This window comes from Acidaminococcus massiliensis (assembly GCF_900095825.1).
Lineage (GTDB): Bacteria > Bacillota > Negativicutes > Acidaminococcales > Acidaminococcaceae > Acidaminococcus > Acidaminococcus massiliensis.
In genome coordinates this window covers 967,088-991,035 of record NZ_LT608315.1, presented here as the reverse complement: position 1 = coordinate 991,035, position 23,948 = coordinate 967,088, and the positions used below count along the sequence as shown (strand labels likewise).

Here is a 23,948-nt window from a genome sequence, read left to right as displayed (position 1 = left end):
TCACATGTAGGACAGTCACCCTTATTTCATTGTCTCCCTTCAAACTCTTTGACTCTTCTATACCACGTGTTAGGCTTCATCCCTGCTTTGGTCATTGCCTGCACTGCTGTTACCTTTCCTGCTTTCCATTCTTTGTAGGCTTCTTTGAATGTGTCATCAATAATCACCTTTGGTCTACCATAGGGCCTATGTTCAGAAAGACACAGGTCAATCCCTTCCCTTTGTCTCTGTCTTATGGTCTCTCTTTCCAGTTCAGACAGAGAAGCAAATATGTGAAGAATAAATCTTCCCTGTGGTGTGGTGGTATCAATTTGTTCCTTAAGGCTGATAAGGTTTACCTTCTTCTTTGTGAGTTCGTCCACAATGTTAAGGAAGTCTAATGTATTTCTTGCTAGTCTGCTGATACTTTCAATATATACTGTGTCTCCCTCTCTCACGTAGTCCATCATAGCCTTTAACTGTGGTCTTTGTCTATCCTTCCCACTTATCTTTTCTTCATAGGTCTTATCAATCTTAATTCCTTTGTCAGTAAAGCAGGCGTGTTGTCTCCCTGTGTTTTGGTCTTTGGTTGATACTCTGATATAACACACATTAGCCATTGTCTTTCACTCCCTTTGTTTTCATTTCTTGTGATGATTTAATTCTAATTCGCGTATTTCAAAATGTCAATCTTATTTTTGGTGTATTTCAATATCCTTTGTTTAACTTTTAGACACGTAAAGATAACTCTAAATTCTCTCTGTCTAAAAGTGTGCCTTTTGACACATGGGAACACTTTAGTAACCCCCGTGATTTCTCCCCACACTTTTGGTCTCTCTACAATGCCTCTCACGCTTCCATATTTCGTTTCTGAGAGGTTTTATAGTTTTGTAGGTGAATTCCATTCACATTAAAATAAAGAGGCTTATAAACGATTTAAACGCAAGGTGTGAAGTTGGCTAAAGGGTAAACAAAAGGTATCACACACAAAGAAGGAAGTTCTTCTTTTCTCTAAGTGGAACAGTGGCATAGGTTCTCACTCTTTCAATGTTATTGTGTAATATTTGTAACAGAATTATCAGATAATTTAAGGTGGCACACATAGGGGAAGAAAGAAGATAGTCACATGGAATTGTCAGATAATTTTAAGTGGCCCACATAGTGAAGAAAGAAAGGAGCAATAACCATGAAAGAAAAGAAGGAAATTAGAATTGTTGATGCCCCTACAGGAGCAGGGAAAACCACTGCACTAATGCATATCTTAGGGGAAAGGTACAGCCAATTCAAAGATGACCACAAGGAAAGATTTATCTGTGTATCACCCTATATCAAAGAAATAGAAACAAACATGGAATGCCTGAAGGGTATGGGGGTAAACGTAACACAGCCCACCAGAGAGAGGGGGAAGGGGAAAGAACTTATAGGAACCTTATTGCCCCATGGTGAGAATGTTTTTATCACCCATGAACTGTTACAACGTTCTTTTTCCCGCATTTACGACACCTTAACAGCCCCCAATTTTCCCTATAAGTACTCTTTGTTCATCGATGAAGAACCCACAGTATTACAAGAGTTGCAGGAAAAGACAGGAGATAGTGACACAGATTCAAAACTTGATAGGCTGTTATCTTCTGGACTCTATGTTCCTGTGGAAAATCTGAGTGAAAAAGACTTAGACAATATGGAAGCCTTAGGGCTGTTATTGAAGGGGGCAGAAGACAGCCCACATAGACTGTATACTAACCCTTATGGCAACACAGGGACAATTTACGACAGCTTTAGAGACTTCTTCAAACAGCATGACGTGTATGGGATTAAGCAAGACAATAAACTTAAACTCAAATACTTTATACCTGCAGACTTTTGGTCTTGCTTTGATACTGTCACCATCATGAGTTACAGAACAGAATACAGCTTCTTTAATGCCTACTGTAACTTATCACACCTTCCTATTACCTTCTACCATGTGAATGAGGAAATGACAGCATTCATAGAAGGTCTGAAAAGAGATAAGCCAAAAGGATTAGAAAGAATGATTGTAGAGCCCATTCCAGATTCCAAAAGTTACAAAGGCTATGAATTATCTTATTCATGGTATCACCAGAAAGCTACACAGAAGGATATAAAAAGGCTAAAAGATACTATGAGTAGTTTTTCCAGATTGTATAAAAGTGATGAAATTTTATGGACAACTTTCAAAGAGGCTGAAAGAAAGCTGACCAATGGTAAAAAGGGACTCACAAAAAATAACTTCCTGGCACACAATGCACTTGCGACCAATGAATATGACAGCAAGACAGCCATTCTGTACGGGGTGAATAAATGCTTAAATCCCTTTACTGCTAACCTTTGGAAGACTTTAGGACAGCCTATAGACGCTGACAATTGGTCTTTGTCACTTCTTATACAATTTGTATGGCGTTCAAATATCCGTGTTCATGACAGCAACAGCCCCATACATTTATACTTGCCCTCTGAGAGAATGAGGAACTTATTCACACAGTGGTTAGAAGAATAAAGGCAAAGGGAAAATATACTTTGTTTACACTTTTATTGTTTATTTTTTATTATTGTAACTTTTGGGCTTCAGTTTTCTTATAGTTTTTATTCACAACTACCTATACTTTCTCTTTATATATTTTAAGGGAAAAGGCTGTAGAAGCGCATAAATACTACTTCTTTTTTCACTTTTGGGGGCTTTTTTCTAAACTTTTCCCCCACTATAGGGAGAATCACACAGATACATAGATTCCATATGGTAACTAATGGATTCCATGCAGTATCTAAAGTATATGTCCTCTACTACCTCTACCATGTTCAAAAACTTATACCACCTTCAAAACCTTTAACACTTTATACCTCTTTTTTTAAAAGACAAAGGTGGTAGTTGTTGTAGTTGTTTTTGTAAAAGGAAAAAGGTAATAGACAACAAAGAAGGTGAACAAGGTGGTAGTTGTGTATCATCTACTTTTGTCATGTATTAGTTTCCATGAGTTACCTTATAGGAAACTATGAGTTACTGAATTCTTCAGTGTCTCATAGCAGCTATAGTAAACTCATGGCGACTAATAGGAGAGGTATTCACACAGCTCATATAAAATAAAAAGGAAGTAGACAGAGGTAATAAACAAAGTAATTTAATAATAATTACTATTTATACTTCTATCTACTTCTATCTGTTTTTATAAACTTTTGTCTTAACTTCCTACTGTCTTTTATCCTTTCACTGTGTCATGAGGCAACTTAGAGTAACTATAAGGTATCACATGGTATCTTATATAGTATCCTCTAAATGTTCTGAATGTAAACACCACCACTATAACCCCACAAAGCATAAGAAAGATTCTCTGCTGTGGTAGCTGTCATTTCTTGAACTGCTTTCCATGTGTGAGTAGGAGAAAGATTTAAGGCTTTCTTTAGGCTGACCTTGCTTCCTATATAGTCACTTAAAAGCTCCTCTACTGGCTCTGTGATATCAATTAGTTCCACCTCTGGCAACAATTTGTCATACATACGATTCATTGTAACAGTGTCTCTGTATTCACCATCCCACATAAGCCACAAACCTTCATCCCATATCATACGGCTGTAAAAGGTTAACTTTCCAGTGACCATAAGTTCCTTAATGGTTTCATTGGTCATCTGATTTACACAGGTCTTAAGGAAGTCTGTTTTATTGTGGTCCCACCCTATATTCTGAGCAAATTCCTTATAGGTCATATAGGAACCTTTACCCATAACATACCGTTTTAGGTACTCTTCCTCTGTGATTTCATGGAATGTAAGCAAGCCATTATCGGTAGTTCTTTCCATAGTCTTTGGTCTCCCTTCTTATTCACAGGTATTGCCATTGGTTATTATCCAAAGGATTGTATTTGTCGTTCTGGACTTTCAGTTCTTTGTTGGTGTATTCAACATAAATCTTTGTCGTTGACACGTCTTCATGACCTAGTATTTTCTGTAGGGTGAATAGGTCACCGCCATTCAGTAAAAAGGTCTTAGCGAACGTATGGCGCCATGTGTGAGCTGATAGGCGACTTGCAGGTATCCCTAGGCCTCTCATACTTTCTTTTAGACGCTTGAATACTGTGTCAAGCCCTGAGGCTGTCAAAGGTTTCCCTGTAAAAGTCACAAGGAATTGAGGTGTGAAAGAACTATGTTCCTGCAACACTTCTTCCCTGTCTCTGAGGTACTTCTTTAGAATACGTCTCAATGATAGCCCAATAGGTATTTCTCTTGTCTTATCACCCTTTCCATGTAACACAACTAAGAAGCATTCCTGCAGGTGAATATCTAAGACAGATAACTTTAATAGTTCTGTCTTTCTCATACCTGTACTGAATAGGATACACATAATCGTGTAATTCCTATAACCTAAGAATGTGGTCTTATCATAACTCTTGAGGATTGCCATTATTTCGCTTGTGGTGAACGTCCTGGCGTGTCTCTTAGGAACTTTAGGCTTCCTTAAGTGTTCCATGGGATTGCTTTCCAGATAGCCCCATTCCACCAAAAAGCTGTAAAAGACACGCAATACAATGAACCTATCTGACACTGTGACAGGTGAAAGTCCCCTTCCTCTTAGGCTTTTAAGGTATTGTAGAATGGTGTTGTTCGTGGTCTCTGCTATGGTCTCTATATTCTTTGTCTGAGAAAGGAATAACAGATAGTCGGTCAAATGTTTCCTGTAGTTCTCTAGGGTGCTACCTGCTAAATTGAGGCCAATGCAGCGCCTATAGAACAGTTGCAGGGACTCTTGAAGGCTGTATTTTTGGCTCTTTTCGATAACACATACCCCCTTTTGGTCACACAGAAAGACGTTAAGAATCTAGTCTCTTGTGCTTCTATGTGTGATAGCAACGCAAAAAAGACACCTAGAACATATGTCCTAAGTGCCTTAAAGTTTCCTATTGGTTTGTAGCGGTGAGAGAAGCAAACTCGTGGCCACGCCTTGTTTCGCGACGTCTTAGCTGCTGCTTGCTTGCAAGCTGTCGACCATGGCGCCAAGATAAAAAAATGGCTCCGGGACTAGGGCTCGAACCCAGACTAGAAGATCCAGAATCTCCTGTGCTACCATTACACCATCCCGGAGTAAATACTCTTGCTCTCTCAAAGAGTACTTTTATAGTATACGGCGGAACCCTGGAAAATGCAAGGACTTTTTTATTTTCTTTTTCAGATTTTCATCCCTGCCGCAACGTTGGAATCCTTTCTTTTTACATTATGATTCCAGCAAAAACTCCAGGATATTTTTCTGTGGAATCCCGTCCTCTTCCTGAGGCAGCGTATCCAAGGTCAGCAAGGTCTTTGGATAATTGTCTCGGATCTGCTTGAGCGGCGCGATTTCTCTTGCAAAAGTCCGCGGGTCCATCACACTGGCTGAAACCTGATAATACTGCCGTTCTCCGTCTCTTTCGGCAATGAAATCCACTTTCAGTTCATTGACTTTACCTACATACACCCGAAATCCCCGCCGAAGCAATTCCAAGTATACGATGTTTTCCAGGATATGGCCAATATCTGACCGTCTGTTTCCCATCAGCAGATGGCGGAACCCCATATCCACCACATAGTATTTTTCCAAAGATTTTAGCTGTTCTTTTCCCCTGATATCATACCGAGACGCCTTGTACAGAAAAAAGGCGTCTTCCAGGGCTCTCACATACCGTTCAATGGTCTGGGAGGACGTCTTTCGTCCATGGGAAACCAGATATCCCGCAATTTTGGAAAAGGAGACAAGATTCCCCACATTGTCCACCAGAAATCGGATGATATTTTCCAACAACTCGACATCCTGGATTTTTTTCCGCTGGACCAGGTCTTTCAGGAGAATAGTAGAATAGATTCCCTGGAGATAATCATATCGGATTTCTTCCGCTTCGATGGACGGCAGATAAGGAAAGCCGCCCCAGCTGTAATATTCCCTCCAGGCTGTAGCTGTTTCTTTCCCGGTCAACTGCTGATATTCTCGAAAAGATAAGGGCAGCATCTGGATCTCTACAAAACGGCCGCTGAGCAAAGTGGCCAGTTCGCCGGACAACAGCCGAGCATTGGATCCCGTAATGTATAAGTCAACCTGAGGCCGGACATACAGAGAATCTACAGCTTTCTGGAAGTCATCTACCAACTGAATTTCATCCAGGAAAACATAATTCGTTTTTCCCGGCTGCAGCCGTTCAACAATAAAGTCATGGAGCTTATGATATTCCAGAAGCGGTTCATATTCGAGTTTTTCAAAGTTGATGGAAATAATTTGACTGCTTTCCACTCCCTGCTGCTGGAGCTGTTCCTGGAACTGCTGTAAAAGAGTGGACTTTCCGCACCGACGTACTCCCGTAACAACCTTGATAAGTTGTTTATCCTGGAGTTTTGCCAATTTTTGTAGATATTGCTGTCTCAAAATCATAAGACTCACTTCCTTTCTTAAATTCTATCATAAAAAAATCGAAAGTTTTTAATATGAAAAATAAAAACTTTCGATTCTCCTTATTTATTATTTTCTATATTAAAAACTTTTAATCTGAAATCTTCTCCGTTCAGAAGTCCCGGTAATCTCTGTAGAGCAGCCGGCTTACCAGGCCTGCCGGAAGGAATCTTCCATCCGGGATGGTTGAGATTTTCTTGGTGGATGGTAAAATGGAATCAGCAATATGGCAGTAACCCCTTATTTTTCCCTATAAGGAGAATCTCTATGTTTGAAAATTATCCTTACTTTCTCTTGCTGGCCGAAGAAAACAACGTGACCCGGGCAGCCGAAAAGCTCCATATCACCCATCAGGCGCTGAGCCGTTATTTATCCAAACTGGAACAGGAATGCGGGGTAGCCCTCTTCCACCGGAAGCCGCAGTTTTCCCTGACTCCGGAAGGCCGGGAATTCCTTGATACCGTACGCCAGGTGGAAGCCCTGGAAAACAGTCTTACCCAAGCTTTTGCAGAAAGCAAAAAGGAAAATGCAGGAATCATCCGTCTGGGAACCACGGAGGGCCGCTTCCGGATCCTGATGCCCAATCTGATTGAAGAATACAGTCAGCTTTTTCCCAAAGTACAGCTGCGGGTAGCCAGTGCCAATTCCTCGCAGCTGAAGGAAATGCTGCTGAACAACCAGCTGGACATCATTATTTTGGGTGCGCCCAAAAAGCAGTCCCATTTCATCCAAAGCAAACTGCTCATGCGGGAAGTCCTTTATCTGGTCCTCAGTGACGGCATGCTGAAAAAATACTTCCCGGATACGTATCCAGCCTGTATCGATGAATTCCGCAAAGGAGCGGATCTGCGGAAATTCACCCATATTCCCTTTGCCTTCAACCTCCCCCAATACAATTCTTCCCAGATGCTGAACCGGCTCCTGCAGAAACTCCAGATTTCCCTGAACTGCGTCCACACCTCCAGCCATCCGGATCTCCATCATATGCTCACCACAGAAAACTACGCAGCCAGCTTCTGTCTTTCCATGTACCTTCCCAATCTGGCAAGGATCAACAGCCAGACGGATAACAAGCTCCATGCCTTCCCCATCAAAGATTTGGACGAGACGAATCCGGTCATGCTGGAATTCCGGAAAGAACGGCACTTTCCCCTTTACGGAGAAGCACTGCTCCGCCTGATCCGAAAACAGTGCACCTTTTATGTGGATTTCAATCCGGAGAACATCCTTCCCCATTGAGAATAAAAAAGAGCTGTGGATGAGTACCATTCCCCGTATCGACGGTACCTTCCACAGCTCTTTGTTTTATCCCATAACCATGCTATAGAAGTAAGGCCAGGCAGTGCGTAGAACGCTTGTTATAATTAAAATAATATAATTTTCAATTTTATTATTTGCTATTTTCTATTACCCCCTTTAAGTATGCTATGTGAGCGCACTCTTCTGTTAATTCAGCATTATAGTAAGCCTCTCTAATATTTTTTCCTAATGTTAAAATTCCATGAGCTGCTAGGATAAATATTCTAGGTTCCTGCTTGGCCATTTCTATTGCATGCTTTAGATTCTCTATAAGTAATTTAGATCCTGCTGGCGCATTATCAACCCAAATAGAAGCTGGTAATTTGTTAATAGCTGAAGATGTAACTCTAGGAAATTGTTGCCTAGCACAAGAATATGCAGTTACATACCTGGGATGAACATGAACTATTGATTGGGTCCAACAATATGCTTGATATAATGTTAAATGCAAGAACATTTCTTTTGAGGGGACTGCCTCTGGATTTCCTTGAATAACTTGTCCATTAAAGTCGATTAACAAAGTATCCTCTTCTGTAATATCTTGCAAAGAACATCCACTCGCTGTGATAAGTACACCTTGGGGACATTTAATACTAATATTTTCCCCCGTAGCAACTGTTAAACCTCTTTCATAACAGAATTTGGAATATTTTTGTATTTCTTTCACAGTCTGTAAAAGTGAAGTATTCCACATATATTTATAATTAATCCTCCTATATGTTAACGGAATTTTAAACTATATTCATATTTTGTATCATATCATCTTGTTTCAGTTGTTGCAAACAGATATTATATTTTATATCCACAATATATTAATTGTTATCTTTCATATTTATTAGTGTTTCACAAATTATAGAATTTTGTTTTACAATATAATAAAGAATAATCTCTTTCTTAATTGCATTACCCTAATGGTCAACCTTACATATTTTGAAAATTTTGTTTTATTTCTGGAGGTAAAAAATGATTGGAACCTTAGGTAAAGTCATTCGTATGAATCGATTATTTAATAGTCCAAGCGGCCGTATGGTATCCATTATGATTGACCATTCAATAGCAAGGGGTGTCTTACCTGGATTAGTTAACATAAAAGAAACTATTGCCAAAATTGCAGCTGGAAAACCTGACGCTATATCTATGTTAAAAGGCATTGCAGACACTTGTTTTGAGCCGTATGGAGGAAAATCTATTTCTCTCATTTTAAAATCTTCCTCACCTACACCGTTTGATAAATCCTATGCAGCGATTCTTGGCGATGTACAAGAATCTGTAACTCATGGTGCCGATGCAATAGCAATTGGCTGTATTTTAGGAGGTAAAGAACAATGTCGAAGTTTAGAACAATGTTCAAAAATAACAAAAGTAGCAGCTGAATTTGGAATGCCGGTAATTGGGCATTTTTACCCAAATGGAGAAAATGTTCCTGTTAACGAACGAGAAAACTATAAAAATGTTATTTATGCAGCTCGAGCAGGTGCTGAAATTGGAGTGGATATTCTAAAAATCCATCATAGTGGAAAAATTGAAGAACTACAAAAAATAATAGAAGCAGTACCTGCCAAGATTGTTTTAGCAGGCGGGAATAGTGGCACTAATATTCGTCATTATCTCCAAATGGCACACAATATATGTGAAGTTGGTGGTGCTGGTGTTGCTTTTGGTCGTGCAGTTTGGAGTTTCGAAGATCCATCGATTTTTATCAAAGCTATTAATTTAATTGTACATAATAGTTCTACGGTTGATGAAGCAGTTGAATTTATGGAGGACTCTTTAAAAAGAAAGATTGAATAACATACGGAGGATAATATATTATGTTAAATTTAACCGTAATTGGCGATGATTTGACCGGCACAGTTGATGCGGTTTCTCTAGGAGTTCGCAGTGGTGCTTCTGCGCGTGAAATCATTGGACCAAATTGTCTTATTATACCACCTGATCCATTAAAAAAAGAAGTTTTAGGAATCAATACCTCATCCCGTACCTTGTCAGGAATAGATGCTTATCAAATTGTTAAAAAAGTAACGATTCAAGTTGCTAAAGGACCAGAGCAAATTATATTGAAAAAGATGGATACAGGATTTCGTGGAAATGCGGCTTATGAAATCGAGGGCATGTTAGACGCTTTAAATAAAAAATTATGTTTCATATTAGAACATATTCCCATCCGAAAGACATTTACATTATACGGTTATCAATTCTCAGCTGGTCAATTACTAGAAAAATCTGTTTTTTCAAGAGATGATTTATTGAAGGCACCTAAAGAATCTTATATTCCTTCTATTCTTTCTAAAGATACCAATATTCCTATTGGTACCGTAAACATAGATGCTGTAAAAAGTAACCATATAATTGAAGCAACGAAAGAACAAATCAGAAAAGGAAAAAAGATTATTGTATTTGATGTTATCACAACAGAAGACGGTCATAATATTGTAAACCAATTACAGCCAATTTATCCTGATGTATTATGGGCGGGAACAACTGGTGTTATAGAAGCGGTAATCAATTATCTTTATGGTCCACAAGTAAACAAAGAACTAATAATTCCGCAAAAAAAAACTATTTGTTTCAGCGGTACGGCTTACCAAGCTACAAAAGAGCAAATTAATTATGCTCAAAAATATTCAAATTTAAAAGTTTATAATCTTGATATAGGTCGAGTATTAAAGGGAGATAAAAATGTTTTTGAGGAAATTTTAAATAAATCATTAAGGGAAAATTCTTTAGGCAAAAATATCTTAATAAGGCAAAAAGTTCCTAAGCAGTATGAAACTCCCGGAATTGAGCACAAAATTGAAGCATCTCTCTGTAAAATAGCTGAAATGCTAACTCAAAAAGCTGATTTTGAACAAATATTGGTTATAGGTGGTGAAACTTCTCAAGCGATTTTTTCTACACTTGGTGTACAAACGCTTGAACTCTTTGATCCTATAATAATTGGTTGTGGAAGAGGAAGATTTACGGACGGTCCTTTAAGAGGAAAGTATTTCGCTATAAAAGGTGGATCTATCGGATCAGCGTCTGTACTACTAGATTTACTTGGTATAAAAGCAGGATCAATCTGATTTCATTTCTCGTTAATTTCCTAATATCATTTAAAAAGAGCCAAAATTAAATATTCTGGCTCTTTTCTCTTTCTCTTTCTTTTTTACAATTTTATGTTTTTTAACCAATCAATAATTAAAGAAGCTATTTCGTCACTATTTTTTTCTAACATCATAAGATGTCCATTTCCATGAATGCCATAATTAGCAAGCTCAATATACTCATTTTTTATGCCTGCCTGAGTCAAAAAACGTGAAATCCAAATATCGCACGGGGCATGATAAGAAGCTTCTCCAGAAACTATTAAGATTGGAATCCCTTTTAAATTCAAGAGTTGTCTTGCAGGTTCTTCCTGTAGATAAGAATCAATATAATTCGGATTTAAAGATTTAACTTTAACCCATAATAATTTTTCACTGTCATCTACTTCCGGAGAGAAAGTAATAGGAATATCAGTAATTCCCCACCTACATTTTCGTTTTCCTGTCAAAATTGATAATTGCCTTGGGGGGCCTAATGGTTCTATTGCAATAATACCTTTTACTAAAGGTGGCCTAACATCGGCAATCAACCATCCAAACGCACCAGCCTGAGAATGAGTTAATAAAATGGCAGGCCCTATTTTATCTAATAGTGCTGCTCCAGCTCTCTGGGCCAATTTTTGAGTTTTATCATTATCCAATAGATAAGCCACAGTGGAATCCATGAACTTATCAAAGATTTTATCTCCAGAAACACCTTTTCCCGGCCACTGAGAATGCAAATGTGCTTGTGGCCAAGTTCCTGTTTCTTTAAAATGTGTAAACAACGATTCTACTGTTTCAACAGAGAGATTTGTATATTTACCATCTAAAATAGGATTATAGCTTGACCTTCCTCTTGCAGGTTGGTCAACCAAATATATCTCATAACCTTTAGATAAAAAATAATCTGCCCACCCTGGCTCTCCATCTGGTTTTGTCATCCAATTTGTTCCAGTCATTCCTGTTCCCGAAAAAAAGACAACCGGATATGGATGAGTTTGTTTTTGGGGTAGATAATGTTCTACATATACTTGATGACATCGCATATGTTTATTGTCTTGTTCTAAATATACTCCACCTATATAAAAAAATTCGGTTACCATAATTCCATTCTCCAAATTTCGAATATTTATTTTATTGTTGATAATAAATCTATACTTATTTAAATAAATATTTGTTATTTAATGTCAATAACTTTTCTTTTCCTATAAATTTAAAATAATTATCAAATCCAATCATTTTTTCTAAAAGCACATCATCACTTTCACTTTCTTTCAATTCTTTTAGTCCTTCCATAATTGCTTTTACACTTAAAAATAACACTGTCATTGGGAAAGTAATAATTTTATATCCCATTTTTCCAACATCACTAGCCGTTAAGCCAAGATTAATATCTTTACCAGGTGTAAACCCCAGATGAAGTGGTCCATTAATTTTTGTTGGAAAAGCTTCCAGTTCTTTGCGAGATAATGGAATAGGTTTTATCATATCAGCTCCTGCTTCTAAATATGCATTAGCACGTTCTATAGCTTCATCAAAAGGAGCATCTGTCCTGGCTACAATAATAAAATTCTTATCTTTCCGTGCATCAATTGCAGCACGAATTTTACCACACATTTCATCAATGCTTATAGTTTCTGTTTTCTTTAAAAAAGGACAATTCACCGGTATTTTTTGATCTTCAATAAAAACTCCACTTAAACCAATCTTTTCGAATGTTTTAACGGTCCGAATAATATTAATTGCATTTCCATAACCGCCTTCACCATCAGCTATAATTGGAATATTGACTGCATCACACATTTTCGAATAAGTATCAGCCACTTCATTAAATGCTAATAACCCTGCATCCGGGGTTCCAAGCATAGCACCATGCATACCATATCCTGTAGTCCCGCATAATTTGAATCCTGCATATTCAATTAGTTTAGCAGTTAATGCATCATAAGCACATGGTGCAACAAAATATTGATCTGATTTCAGCATTTTTCTTAATTGTTTAGTTTGATTACTCATGTTTTCCTCCTCAAATAAATTGTGTAAAATAACTAATCGATAATTTCGGGCTGTACTCTCTATGACACTTTTTTACAACCAAACTATATAAAATTATCTTTTAAAGGGGGATGTTCAATAACATATTATTGACTTATATATTTTTTTAATGCTAGTATTTAAATTCAGAAAGGATGAAAACTCAATGAAAAATGAACTTAAATATTTTCTTTTGGCAGCTGAAGAGTTAAATTTTACTAAAGCCGCAGAAAAAGCATTTATTTCTCAACAATATATGAGCAAATGCATTCAACATCTTGAAACCTCTTTAAACGTGTCCTTATTTAAAAGACGTCCAAAATTAGCTTTAACTTTAGCAGGTGAAATTGTTAAGCAATATGCTCTTGCTCAAAAACTACAAGAAGAAAATTTGATAACAGAACTCCATGAGATAAATAATAAAGAACATGGACAATTGGTTTTCGGATTGTCTTATGGTCGAAGTTTAATAATATTACCTAAAATTTTAAAGCTATATCAACAAAGATACCCTAATATACGAATTACTGTAAAAAATGAGATGACATCTCTCATGGAAAAAATGACAATCAATGATGAAATTGACCTTTTTCTAGGAGTCAATCCTAATGAATCTCCCTATTTAGAACAGATTTTTCTGAATATGGAAACAATCTATATTGCACTTTCGGATAATCTTTTACATCGTTATTTTAGCAATAATTATCCAGATTGCATTATACAATTTTCTAATGGTATTGATTTACATGAATTAGAAAATATACCTTTCTGTATTCATCCTTCGGAAAGTATCACCAGTCAAATCATACAAAATTTCATGAATAAAGAAAGGATTAACTTAAACTATCCTATCATAATTAATGGAAATGAAATCCAACTTGAATTAGCTATGCAAGACTGTTGTGCATGTTTTTGTCAATCTTTTCTTTTACCATTTGTAAAAAATCTTAATTCCATCTCCCCAAAAAACAAGCTTCGTATTTTTCCAATTAAAAATTTTGATATTAAATATCAAATTGCATTAGTTCACCGTAAAAATACTACCTTACCGACATCCACAAAATACTTCATCTCTTTAATTAAACAATATACTATAAATCAACTTGAAGCTAATTCTTCAATTTTATATAGTTTGGCAAAAATAGATTAATATTTCTTATAAAGCCACACTATTGATTAGAAATAGAATGGCTTTATAAGGATCTTGACTATAAATACAATAGTCACCTATTAATTTTTGTCTTAGCTTTTAACATAATCGGGCGGAAAATCAAGAACCCTATGGCAACCGGAATTATGAATTGTACAATCCCTGCAATATATGTAAAAGAAAAATCGCCTACTGCAACCATAGGTGGACATAAAGAAGTAAAAAATGCAGTCCAGAACGTTACTCCTGAATATATTCCATGTGCCTCTGGTGAACAAGCCTGATTATTCGGATCTGCAGCTCTAACCAATGCCATGCCTGTTGGAGTTGCCCCGGTAGACTGTCCGACTATCATTAATGCTTTTTCAAACCATTGGTCTTTACATGTCATTTTAGCCATCCACAATGCCCAAACAATAGTTAATGCACAAATAATAGATGACATGATTAGCAGTGGAACAATATTTACTGCTAAGACTTTCAAATTTAATGTTGCCATCGCTCCAACCAACAATACTTCTAATGCTAATCCTGATAACTGTCCTATAGTTTTTTTATCAATAAATTTATCTAACCGAATCAATTTAAAGAAATACCAACCCAAAACACCGCCCAAAGTATCCCATGCAATTAAGGAAACTCCTTTTAAGACCGGAATAAATTTTATAATAATATGACCTACAAATTCTCCGATATACATAGAGGTAAGGATAAAACCGACTTGTAATGCAAGAGCATTTACATTAGAAGGAGTTGTTTTCTGAATCCCAATGCTTTTTTGTTCTTTTTGAGGTAATAATCCTCCGTAAAACCAATCAGGCTGTTGTTGTACTTCATGTACAAATGTTGCCCACCCTCTCGTATAATAGAGTTGTACCAGATATTCCCTTTTATAGTGAATTACGGTACGATTAGAATGGAGCTGTGGATCGGTTGCGCGCCCCTACCGCTTGACGGTTTTTGTAGAGTCCGACCACAGAATTCATTCAATTTGTTAATGAGTTGGATACCGCTCGACGGTTCATATCTAGCGAGGATACATTATGATGAAGTCTCTGTGGCTTTGATGCACAGCTGCCAATTCAAAAAAAGGAGGTTGATTTTTATGCTTTGTGTCGGAATTGACGTTGCAAAGCGGAAACATGACTGCTGTATCATTGACTCGGATGCATTGAAAACAGTTGAATCTTTTACATTTCCCAATTCACGGGAAGGCTTTGACATGCTCCTTTCCAAGATTTCTGAACTGGGCATTCCAAAAGATAAAATAAGAGTAGGATTGGAAGCAACCGGTCACTATTCCTCGAATCTCGCCCATTTCATCTCAGAACATGACCTTCCACTGCTCACTTTCAATCCGCTTCTCACGAATAGATACAAGCAAGGATTCAGCCTGCGTAAGACCAAGACTGATAAAGTCGATGCCTGCGCTATTGCACAGATGATTGTGTCAGGGAAAGGTTCCCAAACCTACTCTTCTTCATTGTACCATAACGAGGAAATGAAATCACTCTCTCGTTACAGATCTCAAACCATGCAGAAGTGTTCCAAGCTAAAGATATCAGTTTCCCGTCTGGTTACGATTTTATTCCCAGAGCTGGAAGGGCTGACATCTTCCATCCATCTTGCTTCAATCTATGCGCTTCTAAAAGCCTATCCTGGCCATGAACAGATTGCTCATTGCAGCATGAAGCGGCTGACGCACCTGTTAAGTGATGCCTCCCAGGGGAGATTTGACAAAAGCAAGGCTTTGGAAATCCACCAGGCAGCATGCCGTTCTATCGGTAAAGTCTCGCTTTCGGCTTCTATGGAACTCGTCCATACCATTACGGATATTGAAGTGTTGAAGCAGCATATCGTTGAAATCGATGAGAAGCTTAAGGAAATGGTGGACCAGGAAGAATCTTCGATTATTGACATACCAGGGATCGGTTATACCCTTTGTGCCAGCATTCTGGGCGAAGTTGGTGATTTCAAGCGTTTTCCGGATGTCGACAAGCTCCTTGCTTACGCAGGGATGTCACCTTCCAAACATGACTCTGGAGACTACCATTCGAAGCATAACAAGATGGAAAAAAGAGGATCCCCCTATCTGCGAAAGACACTGTACCTTGCCGCCCGCCTGGTTGCACAGAACGTACCGAGATTCAAAGAATACCTTGAAAAGAAACTGTCAGAACACAAGCCTTACAAAATCGCTTTGTCCCATGTAGCCAAGAAACTGATCCGATTGATTTACCGGCTTGGTATTAGTGGCTGCCCTTATTTAGCCTGATTTTTTTAAGCCCACAAGAGGGGGCTTGGGTAAGTGCGCCCTTTTGCCAAGATCCATAGCAACTGAAATTTATTTTAAAATTGGCTTGACTTTATATAGTTGGTCTACGAACGCCAATATTTACTACTACCATGCCAGCTGTCATTGCACAGATGATTCCAAAAGTCGCCATCACTATACCTAAATCAATATACGTTCCGCTACCAGTTACTTCTTTAAAAACTGAACCTGCAGCAGATGCGGTCCCATGGCCCCCATAAAATGCCTGGACAGCTAAAAATCCCCATCCTGTAGGAAGAGAAGGCCAAATTGAACATAAAAGTGCTCCTAATCCAAGACCTAAAGCCATTTGAAAACCATATACACTATGCACCACCATCATATAATCGCTGTAAGAAATTAACTTATCTTTACTAATACCACCAAATACCAATGCCGCCATAATAAAACGAATCATTGCTCCAGAAAAGCCATTAAAACTTTTAGGTATAGAAACTAAATTCAACATCTGTGGTCCCATTGCTAATAATGTTAATCCACCTATAATTGATGCAGAAAGAAATATTTTCTGTAGTGGCTTACAAATTTCACGAATAATCAAACCTACGAGTAAAAACACTCCAAATAAAGTCAAATCTGTTAATAACGCATTCATGTTTAAAGTCACCTCAACTTTCCAATATTATTTAGTCTACAATGGCTCTACTGTTTTATAAATTTCATCACAAAGTCTTTTACAAGCTTTATAAAAGATTGTCGGCGGTAAATCTGTATGAAAATGAGTAATAGCAGGATGCTTTTGATACAATTTTATATCTTCAGCTGTATGAATTTGTACTGATAATTGTTTTTTATATTTCAAACATAAGTCTGCACATTTTAAAATAGAATCAATTACCTTGGGATGAAATATTTCTCCTGGTACGCCTAACGTCACTGACATATCGACCTGTCCAATTGAAATAGAATCAATTCCATCAACTGAAATAATTTCTTCTCTATTAGCAATCCCTTCCGGACCTTCGATAATTATTGATATTGCTGTTTCATCATTAGCCTTTGCATAACTAGCTTTTGGATTTGATCCATATCCCAACGCTCTTACAAAACTACATGCACCTCTATGCCCATAAGGAGGAAATTTGGCATATTCTACAATTCGATGTGCTTCTTCAGCTGTTTTGATATCGGGGACTTTTATACAGGAGGCTCCTATATCTAAGACTTTTTTTATATACTCTTCATTTACACATGGAACGCGAACAACACTTACCATTCCACAAGCTTCACTAACATAAACGAGACGCATGACATCACTCAAAGTCATTCTTTCATGTTCCAAATCATAAATTAAAAAATCAAAGCCTGCCATTTTCATTATTTCAATAATCATATCACTAGGCTGCATGAGATAAGTACCTATAAATTTAGTTCCTTTCCGTCCCTCTCTCAACAAATCTTTAAACGTTTTTTTTATCATTTTCATCCCTCCTTTACAATTTTCCATTATAAAATCAGTATTTACTCCAGCGTTCTTTATTTTTAGTATATTCAGTTTATTTCTCTTTGTAAAACATATATTAAGTTCCTTTATCACATCAAAAAGGTTGTAGGATAAGCTTTTTATTAATGGGCAGCAACTAAAAAACATATCAAGTTTACTACCCATTATCTTTCTATGTCTACTTAATCTTAAACTTGCAGTCACCGGTCTCTGCCAAATCTTTCAAGTTTTGGAAAGAGATTTCTACCATGTTGGTCACCGCTTCATCAGTGTAGGAGCCCAGATGCGGGGTAATAAGGACTTTCGGATAAAGGGACTGGAGTTTGGCCAGGGTCTGGTTCGGGATTTCCCCATCTCCAAAATCCTTGCCGAAGATATCCGCTTCATCGATCAGGGTATCCACCCCAAAGCCATTCAGTTTGCCGCTTTCAATGCCTTCAATGACAGCTTCCGTATCCACCAGCTGGCCCCGGGCAGCGTTGACCAGGATGGCCCCGTCCTTCATCTTGGAGATGAATTCCCGGGTAACGATTTTCGGGTCGCCGGCGGTGTAACGGGCATGGATGGAAACGATATCGCACTGGGGAAGCAGTTCTTCCAGAGGAACCTGGGTGCAGTAGCTTTCGATACCTTTGATCTGGAACATATCATACCCGATGACATGGGCACCCAGACCGGCATACAGGGAAGCAGCCACCCGGCCGATCCGGCCTAGGCCGATGCAGCCCACCGTGCAATTGCGGATTTCCTTGGAGAATTCAAAGCTGTCGATGATGAAGTCCTTTTTTCCGGAACGGGCCGTTGCATAAGCCATATGTCTCAGCAGCATCATGGCATGAGTCACAGCCAGTTCTGCGATGGCGTTGGGAGAATAGCCCGGGACGAAAGCCATCTTGAAGTCCAGTTGCTGGGCATAGGGAACATCGATGTGTTCGTAGCCTGCTGTTCTGGTCAGCAGGTATTTCACGCCTAGTTCTTTAAAGATATCCAGATTCTGTTTGTTGGCAAAGCAGTTGCCCCGCAGTAGCACAGCATCGAACCCTTTGGCCATTTCAGCAGATTCTTTCGTATTCAAATAATCAGGAACGAGTTCCAGATCATAGCCGAAGTTCTTGTTACAAGACTCAAAAATGGGCAGTTCCACGTCTCGTACACCATAACACAAAACTTTCATTGGCCATTCCTCCTACAATACTTCTAAATCAAACATATAGCTTTCTGGTGAAAAACAGCCAGGTCATACTTAGTTATTTTGGGTATGATTCTTCCCCTGCCGAGTGGGCACATCCAGGATCAAATCGCTGGCTTTCCCGGCTCGGAGCAGATAACTGTCCGTGGGATGACCCAAAAACTCAGCCACATGGCGGCTGATATCCATCAGCTGATCCAGGTCAATGCCCGTGGCGATCCCCATTTCTTCGCACATATGGACCACATCTTCACTGGATACATTTCCGGCTGCTCCCGGCACAAAGGGGCATCCCCCCGTCCCGGCAAAACTGGTATCGAACTGGGTGAACCCTTCGCTGAGTCCGGCCAGGATATTGGCGATTCCCAATCCCCGTGTATTGTGGAAATGGAGCCACCAGGTACAATCCGGATATTTTTCCTTCACGGTCCGGCAAATATCGGCCACCTGGGAGGGATAGGCCATGCCGGAAGCATCGGACAGACTGATTTCCCGGATGCCCACTTCCCGATAGGCTTCGATGATCTTGCACACCACACTGACTGGGATTTCCTTGTCCCAGGGAGATCCAAAGGCCATGGAAATGGATCCAGAAATTGCGATCCCAGCATCTTTTGCCCGTTCCACACAGGCAGCGAAGCGGGCGACGCTTTCAGCGGGGGTGCAATTCAAGTTGGCCAGATTATGGGCAACGGAGGCAGAAACATTGAGCTTCACCTTTTTGCAGCCACAGGCGATGGCCCGTTCCACCCCTTTCAAGTTGGCAATCAGGGCCCGGTATTCCACCCCTGGTTTTTGATTGATTCCCTGGAACACTGCATCCGTATCTGCCACCTGGGGCACAGCTTTAGGGCTGACGAAGCTCCCCACCTCGATGACCGGGAAGCCAGCAGCCGTCAGCCCATTCACATAGCTGATCTTTTGTTCCGTGGTCATCATTTTTTTCTCATTTTGGAGCCCATCCCGAAGCCCCACTTCACACAGGCGGATTTGTTTTGGATATGTTAAAGTCATCTTTTCTCCTTCTTTCTGGAACTTATTGATACCCTACTACAACAGCCAGCATCATGAACAAGGTTGCAAAAAGAAACCAAAGTCCAAATAGCTTCCCCATAAATTTCATCCATGTTCCATATCCTACTCCACAAGCAGCTAAAAAGGCCATCAGGCTTGAAGAATGAGGATAAATATAATTGCTAAGTCCATCTCCATAATTCAGTGCAAGAATAGCAGTTTCTGCACTCATTCCAATCAAATCTGCTACGGGTAAAAATACAGGCATTGTAACATTAGCCTGTCCGGATCCAGACGTAACGAAAAAGTTAATGACAGTATGAGCCCAAAACATCATTGGAGCTTGAAGCAAGGGTGGAAAATAGCCTAAAAGACCGGCTATATAATACACTACGGTATCTAGCACATGTCCAGCACTCATGGCTATTGCGACTGATCTTGCAATCCCAATCATTATGCAGGCGCCAATAATAGTTTTGCAGCCAGCTACAAAACTTACACACATTTGATTTGGGTTTTTCTTGCCGATGATAGACGCAATAATACCTGTGGCTAAAAAACATACACCCGTTTCTTCATAACTCCATTTCCAATTAGAACAGCCAATGATCAATGCTATGACTCCAATGGTCAAAGCCATTAAAACCAATACATGGTTTTTATTCATCAAAGGAAGTTTTTCCGGATCACCTGGTTCTACAATATTAGGGATTCCGTAACAATAACTCTTTTCAGGAGAAATCCTTACTTTTTCAGCATATCTACATACAAACCATATTGTTAAAACCAAAATAATAACAAAACCAACCCAGCGAAATCCCATGCCATGATATAATGGCAGACCGGCCATCTCATTGGCAATCGCTGTAGTACTGATGTTGAGCATTCCACAGCTTGAGCCAAAAGAAGAAGATGTTATAATAACGGCAGCTGCTGTTATTGCATCATATCCCATCATTAAGCATAACATTAATACAACTGTGCTAAAGGGAATAAAATAATTCATCTGGATAGGAACACTCATAATCCCAAAAGCTATCATCATGACAATGATGGTCATCCTTGGTGTCTTGCTGAATTTCGTTGCCAAGACTCTCATCAAAGCATGGATGGACTCTGTATCGATAATCATCTGTACGCCGCCGGCAATGAAGAACATGGTAAAAATTAATTTTGCCTGTTTTACAAATCCTCTGTAAATCAAATTCAGCATATAGATAGGATTTACTGGAGTATTTTTTATAAAATGGAACCCATTGGGATCAACAACCTTCTTGCCCGCAGCATTGATGATTCTGCTGTATTCCCCGGCCGGAATCACATAAGTAAAAATACAAGCCAATAACAAGATAGCAATGACTATAAGATATTCATGGATATGTGGGAATTTTTTCAACAATGACTTTTCATTTTTATCCGGGCTGGACATATTTTCGCTTCCTTTCCGCTAAAATTTTGCTTAATTTAAAAGTCTATTTGTCGATAGACCACTTTCCCATCCCGCATAGTAAGTTCTGTACGAATTAATTCTTCTCCGTTTATTTTTTCCCCTTCAAAATCACTAAAATAGACCGAATGCGGGATGATACGATGAATTGCAATGTCAGCACATGTCCCTTCCTCCAAGCTTCCAAGGTTTAGTCCTTCTTTTAAGAACCGTGCCGGATTTGTTGTTACTCTACGGATGATTTGGGGGAAGGATAGACCTAATGCAAGATATTTCGACATAATGTAAGGAAGGGAAAACACTTTTCCGGGTGCATATACGCTTTTAGTCGTTAGGTCGGTGCTAATAATATCTGGTAAAAGGCCTTGTAACAGGCAAGTTTTTGCTACTTTGAGGCTAAAATGGTTTACACCATTGGCTGCATCAAAAATAATTCCTCGTTTTTGATGCTCGATTATTTCAGGAACAACTTTTCCATCACGTACTACACATTCTCCTTTGCCTTGATATACGTGCGCATACACATCTCCTGGCCGTAATAGCTGGGCAATCTGTTCCACTGGAACCGGTGGATTCGTAGTATGGACCACGACTGGACAATGCATTTTTTCTGCGATTTGGAGCATTGCCTTCATAGGCTCTAATCCTCTGCCCTCAACCAATTCCGTGCTCTGTCTTACTTTTAAGCCGAGTAATTGATCTCCATATTTACTTAAAAAAGACATAATTTTAGAGGTCTGAAATTTACCCGGGTCAAGATTTTCATGATACGCAGTCGTGCTCAAGCCAGTGGGAGATACATTCAAAAAAGCTTTCACTCGCAGTCTGCTTGATAACGTAAAAGCCCGAAAAGCTTCGTAATTTGCCGTACCCGATGTTCCAGCATCAACTACAGTCGTAACACCAGTAGGAAAATAAGTTGCTTCTCCTACAAGTCCCAAATCTGAGATTTTAGATCCAATATGACAATGGAAATCAATCAACCCAGGGGTGACTATGCACCCACTGGCGTCGATTATTTCTTTGGCATCCTTTCCCTGTACAGCTGTAATTTTCCCGTCTTGAATACCAATGTCCTGGATTTCATCAATATTCCGGGTCGTGTCAATAACACGGCCGCCTTGGATTAAATAATCTAGTTGGCTCATTTTCCCCTCTTTTATGCTCATTAAATAATCTTCTTGTCCTTCAGTTCCTGCAGTTTTTCTTCACTGAGCCCCAGCAGTTTCCCGTATACTTCCTCATTGGCCGAACCCAGTTTCTGTCCTGGCCACCGGATGCTGCCCGGCGTTTCGCTCAGCACGGGTACGATGCCCGGCATCTTCACATGGCCGAATTCCTCGCAGGGAACGTCTACGATATCATGACGGGCCTGATACTGAGGATCCTCGAAACAGTCTTTGATATTGTATATGGTGGAAATCGGGACTCCGGCTTTGCTGCATTTCTCTTTCAGTTCGTCAAAGGTATGGTTCTTGACCCAGGCGGTCACCGCGTCCATAATGGGTTTAGGATCCGCCAGACGGTCTTTGGCCAGGGCATATTTGGGCAGCCATTCTTCCCGTTTTTCCATGGCATCGCAGAGATGTTCGAACACCGGGTTGGTGCTGCAGACGATGATGACATATTTGTTGTCTCCCGTTTCAAAGGTCCCAATGGGGCAAGACGCTCCGCTGGGCATGGGACTGCGCTGTCTGATCTTGCCCATCAGATCATATTCGGCAACCATAGCTTCTTCCATGCGGAAAATCCCTTCATACAGGCTCACATCGATTTCCTGGGCTTTTCCTTTCAGGACATCCCGATGATACAGAGCCATCATGGTCCCGAACGCCGCATAAAGGCCGGCCACATAATCTGCCAGGGCAAAAGGAGGGCTTACAGGGGGGCGGTCCGGATATCCCTGCATATAGGTGTAGCCGGAAAATGCCTGCAGCGGGGTTCCCAACCCGGCCAATTTTCTGTAGGGTCCGGTCTGGCCGTAGCCTGTTACATGGGTCACGATGATATCCGGGTTGACTTCCCGCATTTTCTCCACACCGATCCCCCATTTTTCAAGGGTCCCTGTCTTGAAATTTTCAATGACCACGTCGCTTTTTTTGACCAGATCTAGGAAAAGCTGTTTCCCTTCTTCGTAGTGGAAATCCAAGGTCACGCTTTTTTTGTTTCTTCCCATACTGGGCCAGCGGATGCTCTTCCCATCCTTCAAAGGCCCCATGGCCCGGAACGCATCTCCCCGTCCCGTCATTTCCACTTTAATGACTTCTGCCCCAAAATCTGCCAAAAGCCCTGCTGCCCAGGGAGCAGCAATGACCGTGGCGATATCCAGTACCCGCACACCTTCCAGTGCCTGTTTCTGCATATGTCCTCCTCCTTGTTCCATTACCAGATTCCTTATTGTATTCAGTAAAATTTGCTGCGCGCTCCGCAAATTTTATCTTTTTGTTTACAATCCTACTATATCCAAATTCGCAGCAACTGAAAAGCAATAGTAAATTTAATATTGCAAATTATTTTTGCCATTAGGAGTATAAAAAACGGGGATGTGAAAAAATAATCCTTCAT

At 39.6% G+C, this 23,948-nt stretch carries 21 protein-coding genes and 1 tRNA gene; 6 read left to right on the top strand and 16 right to left on the bottom strand.

The genetic code is table 11. The features are described from left to right. Positions 1–26: 26 nt before the first annotated feature. Positions 27–599, bottom strand: a complete 573-nt coding sequence (locus BQ2657_RS04925; RefSeq protein ID WP_075579633.1) for a recombinase family protein — start codon at positions 597–599, stop codon at positions 27–29. 566 nt (positions 600–1,165) lie between these two features. Here BQ2657_RS04925 and BQ2657_RS04920 point away from each other — a divergent pair. Further along, positions 1,166–2,497, top strand: a complete 1,332-nt coding sequence (locus BQ2657_RS04920; protein ID WP_075579632.1) for a DEAD/DEAH box helicase family protein — start codon at positions 1,166–1,168, stop codon at positions 2,495–2,497. Between the two features lie 770 nt (positions 2,498–3,267). Here the strand turns inward: BQ2657_RS04920 and BQ2657_RS04915 are convergent. From BQ2657_RS04915 to BQ2657_RS04900, 4 genes are all read right to left on the bottom strand, one after another. Continuing rightward, positions 3,268–3,792, bottom strand: coding sequence for a hypothetical protein (locus BQ2657_RS04915; protein WP_075579631.1), 525 nt, complete (start codon positions 3,790–3,792; stop codon positions 3,268–3,270). A 22-nt stretch (positions 3,793–3,814) separates the two neighbouring features. Further along, positions 3,815–4,705 (bottom strand): tyrosine-type recombinase/integrase, encoded by an 891-nt coding sequence (locus BQ2657_RS13220; RefSeq protein ID WP_232709092.1) that lies wholly within the window; start codon positions 4,703–4,705, stop codon positions 3,815–3,817. A 291-nt stretch (positions 4,706–4,996) separates the two neighbouring features. Continuing rightward, a tRNA-Gln gene (locus BQ2657_RS04905) sits at positions 4,997–5,070 on the bottom strand. Positions 5,071–5,200: 130 nt separating this feature from the next. After that, on the bottom strand, positions 5,201–6,385 hold the full coding sequence (locus BQ2657_RS04900; protein WP_075579629.1) for an ATP-binding protein: 1,185 nt from the start codon (positions 6,383–6,385) through the stop codon (positions 5,201–5,203). 285 nt (positions 6,386–6,670) lie between these two features. Here BQ2657_RS04900 and BQ2657_RS04895 point away from each other — a divergent pair, with 285 nt between their 5' ends. After that, the gene (locus BQ2657_RS04895; RefSeq protein ID WP_075579628.1) at positions 6,671–7,642 is read left to right on the top strand and encodes a LysR family transcriptional regulator; all 972 of its coding nucleotides are present in this window, start codon (positions 6,671–6,673) and stop codon (positions 7,640–7,642) included. Positions 7,643–7,793: 151 nt separating this feature from the next. Here the strand turns inward: BQ2657_RS04895 and BQ2657_RS04890 are convergent, their stop codons facing one another. After that, positions 7,794–8,369, bottom strand: coding sequence for a class II aldolase/adducin family protein (locus BQ2657_RS04890; protein ID WP_187119174.1), 576 nt, complete (start codon positions 8,367–8,369; stop codon positions 7,794–7,796). Positions 8,370–8,665: 296 nt separating this feature from the next. On the opposite strand from BQ2657_RS04890, the gene BQ2657_RS04885 reads away from it, so the two are divergent. After that, positions 8,666–9,493 carry a class I fructose-bisphosphate aldolase gene (locus tag BQ2657_RS04885; protein ID WP_075579626.1) on the top strand — a complete coding sequence of 276 codons (828 nt, stop codon included), beginning with the start codon at positions 8,666–8,668 and terminating at the stop codon, positions 9,491–9,493. Positions 9,494–9,513: 20 nt separating this feature from the next. Continuing rightward, a complete protein-coding gene (locus tag BQ2657_RS04880) occupies positions 9,514–10,767 on the top strand; it encodes a four-carbon acid sugar kinase family protein (RefSeq protein WP_075579625.1) in 1,254 nt (417 codons plus the stop codon). A gap of 83 nt (positions 10,768–10,850) precedes the next feature. On the opposite strand, the gene BQ2657_RS04875 is transcribed toward BQ2657_RS04880, so the two are convergent. Together BQ2657_RS04875 and BQ2657_RS04870 are read right to left on the bottom strand one after the other, a co-directional pair. After that, positions 10,851–11,873 (bottom strand): alpha/beta hydrolase, encoded by a 1,023-nt coding sequence (locus tag BQ2657_RS04875; protein ID WP_083236176.1) that lies wholly within the window; start codon positions 11,871–11,873, stop codon positions 10,851–10,853. A gap of 55 nt (positions 11,874–11,928) precedes the next feature. Beyond that, positions 11,929–12,786 (bottom strand): isocitrate lyase/PEP mutase family protein, encoded by an 858-nt coding sequence (locus tag BQ2657_RS04870; RefSeq protein ID WP_075579623.1) that lies wholly within the window; start codon positions 12,784–12,786, stop codon positions 11,929–11,931. Between the two features lie 184 nt (positions 12,787–12,970). Between BQ2657_RS04870 and BQ2657_RS04865 the strand changes: the two genes are divergently transcribed. Further along, positions 12,971–13,954: a LysR family transcriptional regulator gene (locus BQ2657_RS04865; protein WP_075579622.1), complete on the top strand. Its 984-nt coding sequence runs from the start codon at positions 12,971–12,973 to the stop codon at positions 13,952–13,954. Positions 13,955–14,027: 73 nt separating this feature from the next. Here BQ2657_RS04865 and BQ2657_RS12790 read toward each other — a convergent pair whose 3' ends face one another. After that, positions 14,028–14,654, bottom strand: a complete 627-nt coding sequence (locus BQ2657_RS12790) for a sodium/glutamate symporter family protein (RefSeq protein ID WP_143224841.1) — start codon at positions 14,652–14,654, stop codon at positions 14,028–14,030. 405 nt (positions 14,655–15,059) lie between these two features. On the opposite strand from BQ2657_RS12790, the gene BQ2657_RS04860 reads away from it, so the two are divergent. Next, positions 15,060–16,229, top strand: coding sequence for an IS110 family RNA-guided transposase (locus tag BQ2657_RS04860; RefSeq protein WP_075579621.1), 1,170 nt, complete (start codon positions 15,060–15,062; stop codon positions 16,227–16,229). A 91-nt stretch (positions 16,230–16,320) separates the two neighbouring features. On the opposite strand, the gene BQ2657_RS12785 is transcribed toward BQ2657_RS04860, so the two are convergent. From BQ2657_RS12785 to BQ2657_RS04830, 7 genes are all read right to left on the bottom strand, one after another. Continuing rightward, entirely contained in the window at positions 16,321–16,884 is a 564-nt protein-coding gene (locus tag BQ2657_RS12785; RefSeq protein ID WP_143224840.1) for a sodium/glutamate symporter family protein, read from the bottom strand. 36 nt (positions 16,885–16,920) lie between these two features. Next, positions 16,921–17,709 (bottom strand): HpcH/HpaI aldolase family protein, encoded by a 789-nt coding sequence (locus BQ2657_RS04855; RefSeq protein WP_075579620.1) that lies wholly within the window; start codon positions 17,707–17,709, stop codon positions 16,921–16,923. A 202-nt stretch (positions 17,710–17,911) separates the two neighbouring features. Next, positions 17,912–18,907: a 2-hydroxyacid dehydrogenase gene (locus BQ2657_RS04850; protein WP_075579619.1), complete on the bottom strand. Its 996-nt coding sequence runs from the start codon at positions 18,905–18,907 to the stop codon at positions 17,912–17,914. Between the two features lie 69 nt (positions 18,908–18,976). Next, positions 18,977–19,936, bottom strand: coding sequence for a hydroxymethylglutaryl-CoA lyase (locus BQ2657_RS04845; protein WP_075579618.1), 960 nt, complete (start codon positions 19,934–19,936; stop codon positions 18,977–18,979). 22 nt (positions 19,937–19,958) lie between these two features. Then, positions 19,959–21,365 carry a YfcC family protein gene (locus BQ2657_RS04840; RefSeq protein WP_075579617.1) on the bottom strand — a complete coding sequence of 469 codons (1,407 nt, stop codon included), beginning with the start codon at positions 21,363–21,365 and terminating at the stop codon, positions 19,959–19,961. Between the two features lie 35 nt (positions 21,366–21,400). Beyond that, positions 21,401–22,552, bottom strand: coding sequence for an amidohydrolase family protein (locus tag BQ2657_RS04835; protein ID WP_083236173.1), 1,152 nt, complete (start codon positions 22,550–22,552; stop codon positions 21,401–21,403). Further along, on the bottom strand, positions 22,552–23,745 hold the full coding sequence (locus BQ2657_RS04830) for a CaiB/BaiF CoA transferase family protein (protein ID WP_075579616.1): 1,194 nt from the start codon (positions 23,743–23,745) through the stop codon (positions 22,552–22,554). The genes BQ2657_RS04835 and BQ2657_RS04830 overlap by 1 nt, the downstream gene beginning before the upstream one ends. Positions 23,746–23,948: the final 203 nt, after the last annotated feature.

Bases quoted from the DNA above. Each gene is read 5' to 3' on its own strand.
- BQ2657_RS04855 (WP_075579620.1), bottom strand. From the start codon at position 17,709: ATGATAAAAAAAACGTTTAAAGATTTGTTGAGAGAGGGACGGAAAGGA.
- BQ2657_RS04850 (WP_075579619.1), bottom strand. From the start codon at position 18,907: ATGAAAGTTTTGTGTTATGGTGTACGAGACGTGGAACTGCCCATTTTT.
- BQ2657_RS04835 (WP_083236173.1), bottom strand. From the start codon at position 22,552: ATGAGCATAAAAGAGGGGAAAATGAGCCAACTAGATTATTTAATCCAA.
- BQ2657_RS04845 (WP_075579618.1), bottom strand. From the start codon at position 19,936: ATGACTTTAACATATCCAAAACAAATCCGCCTGTGTGAAGTGGGGCTT.
- BQ2657_RS04880 (WP_075579625.1), top strand. From the start codon at position 9,514: ATGTTAAATTTAACCGTAATTGGCGATGATTTGACCGGCACAGTTGAT.
- BQ2657_RS04860 (WP_075579621.1), top strand. From the start codon at position 15,060: ATGCTTTGTGTCGGAATTGACGTTGCAAAGCGGAAACATGACTGCTGT.
- BQ2657_RS04870 (WP_075579623.1), bottom strand. From the start codon at position 12,786: ATGAGTAATCAAACTAAACAATTAAGAAAAATGCTGAAATCAGATCAA.
- BQ2657_RS04925 (WP_075579633.1), bottom strand. From the start codon at position 599: ATGGCTAATGTGTGTTATATCAGAGTATCAACCAAAGACCAAAACACA.
- BQ2657_RS04885 (WP_075579626.1), top strand. From the start codon at position 8,666: ATGATTGGAACCTTAGGTAAAGTCATTCGTATGAATCGATTATTTAAT.
- BQ2657_RS12790 (WP_143224841.1), bottom strand. From the start codon at position 14,654: ATGTATATCGGAGAATTTGTAGGTCATATTATTATAAAATTTATTCCG.
- BQ2657_RS04865 (WP_075579622.1), top strand. From the start codon at position 12,971: ATGAAAAATGAACTTAAATATTTTCTTTTGGCAGCTGAAGAGTTAAAT.
- BQ2657_RS04920 (WP_075579632.1), top strand. From the start codon at position 1,166: ATGAAAGAAAAGAAGGAAATTAGAATTGTTGATGCCCCTACAGGAGCA.
- BQ2657_RS12785 (WP_143224840.1), bottom strand. From the start codon at position 16,884: ATGAATGCGTTATTAACAGATTTGACTTTATTTGGAGTGTTTTTACTC.
- BQ2657_RS04900 (WP_075579629.1), bottom strand. From the start codon at position 6,385: ATGATTTTGAGACAGCAATATCTACAAAAATTGGCAAAACTCCAGGAT.
- BQ2657_RS04915 (WP_075579631.1), bottom strand. From the start codon at position 3,792: ATGGAAAGAACTACCGATAATGGCTTGCTTACATTCCATGAAATCACA.
- BQ2657_RS04875 (WP_083236176.1), bottom strand. From the start codon at position 11,873: ATGGTAACCGAATTTTTTTATATAGGTGGAGTATATTTAGAACAAGAC.
- BQ2657_RS04895 (WP_075579628.1), top strand. From the start codon at position 6,671: ATGTTTGAAAATTATCCTTACTTTCTCTTGCTGGCCGAAGAAAACAAC.
- BQ2657_RS04830 (WP_075579616.1), bottom strand. From the start codon at position 23,745: ATGCAGAAACAGGCACTGGAAGGTGTGCGGGTACTGGATATCGCCACG.
- BQ2657_RS04840 (WP_075579617.1), bottom strand. From the start codon at position 21,365: ATGTCCAGCCCGGATAAAAATGAAAAGTCATTGTTGAAAAAATTCCCA.